This is a genomic window from Rubrivirga sp. (assembly GCF_049648075.1).
Classification (GTDB): Bacteria; Bacteroidota; Rhodothermia; order Rhodothermales; family Rubricoccaceae; genus Rubrivirga.
Genome location: NZ_JBARYR010000601.1, coordinates 1 through 1,541, shown reverse-complemented (window position 1 = coordinate 1,541; position 1,541 = coordinate 1). Strand labels below are relative to the sequence as shown.

Annotated in this window: 2 protein-coding genes; both read left to right on the top strand. The window is 70.3% G+C overall.

The window, feature by feature from the left end; translation table 11 throughout:
• A partial coding sequence (gene argC, locus WBA11_RS16615) for an N-acetyl-gamma-glutamyl-phosphate reductase (RefSeq protein WP_424521764.1) occupies nt 1-1,030 on the top strand: 1,030 nt, incomplete at its 5' end.
• 60 nt (nt 1,031-1,090) lie between these two features.
• A partial coding sequence (locus tag WBA11_RS16610; RefSeq protein WP_424521763.1) for an aminotransferase class III-fold pyridoxal phosphate-dependent enzyme occupies nt 1,091-1,541 on the top strand: 451 nt, incomplete at its 3' end.

The window sequence follows — 1,541 nt, the reverse complement described above, 5'->3', positions numbered from 1 at the left end:
TCCCATGACTGATTCCATCCGAGCCACCATCTTGCACGGCGCCGGCTACGCGGGCGGCGAGTTGATCCGTTTGCTGCTGGACCATCCGGCCGTCGAGGTCGCGTCGGTAACGAGCCGGAGCCAGGCCGGGCAGCCCGTCTGGACGACGCACGCCCGCCTGCGAGGCCAGACCGATCTGGAGTACGTCGCGCCAGACCGGGCCGACCTCGAGGTCGACGCCGCGTTCGTGTGCGCCGAGCACGGCCGGGGTGCTGCCGCGGTTCAAGGACTCCGAGCCTCCGGGTTTACCGGGACGATCGTCGACTTCTCGGCTGACCACCGGCTCGAGGACGTCGGCACGTACGAGTCGGTCTACGGCTTGGAGCATCCCGACCCGAATGCCATGCGGGCGGCGGTCTACGGACTGGCCGAGGTCAACGGCGACCGCGTCCCCGGCGCCGACCTGATCGCCAACCCGGGCTGCTTTGCGACCGGGATCTCGCTCGCGCTGTGGCCACTCCGCGACCTCGGCCTCGAGGCCCACGTGACCGCGCTGACCGGCGCCTCGGGCTCCGGCGCGCGCCCGTCCTCGACGACTCACTTTCCCAACCGCGACGGCAACGTCCGCGCGTACAAGGTGCTCGCGCACCGCCACCTCGCCGAAGTCAACGAGACGCTGGGCGACGGCGCGACCGTCCACTTTGTGTCGGTCTCGGGTCCGTGGACGCGCGGGATCTGGGGCACGGCCCACGTCACGCTGCCCGACGGCGTCGGCCTCGAGGCCGTGACCTCAGCCTTCGAGAACGCTTACCGAGGCCGACCCTTGGTGCGGCTCTCTCCGGGTGCGTTGCCCGAGCTGCTACCGGTCGTCGGGACGCCGTTCATGGACATCGGCTGGGCGGAGCGCGACGGGCACCTGGTCGTCGGGTTCGCGCTCGACAACCTGCTCAAGGGGGCGGCGTCGCAGGCGGTCCAGAACCTGAACCTCTCACGGGGCTGGCCCGAGGCGCTCGGCCTGCTTCCGGGCGTCGGCCTCGAGGTCGCTGCCTGATTTGTCCTCGAGGGCGCGCCTCACGCATTTCCCGATCTCGGACATCGACTCCCTGGGCTCATGATCGACACGCTCACCGACCCGCTCGCCCTCGAGGACGCCGTCACGCTCCCGACGTACGCCAAGCCGCCGATCGCGCTGGTACGCGGCGAGGGCACGCGCGTCTGGGACCACGAGGGGCGCGAGTACCTCGACTTCTACGGCGGCCACTGCGTTGCGCTTTTGGGGCACTGTCCGCCACGAGTGGTCGACGCCATCCGGAAGCAATCGGGCGAGATGTTGTTCTACTCGAACGCCGTCTACAGCCCGGTCCGCGCCGATGCTTCGAAGGCGTTGGTGGATCTCGCGCCCGACGGACTCAGCCGCGTCTTCTGGTGCAACTCGGGGACGGAGGCGAACGAGGCCGCCCTCAAGCTGGCGCGCGCGTTCACGGGCCGCAGTCGCGTTGTGGCATTCGCGGGCGGCTTCCACGGGCGGACACTGGGCGCGCTCGCGGCGACCTACGGCGACA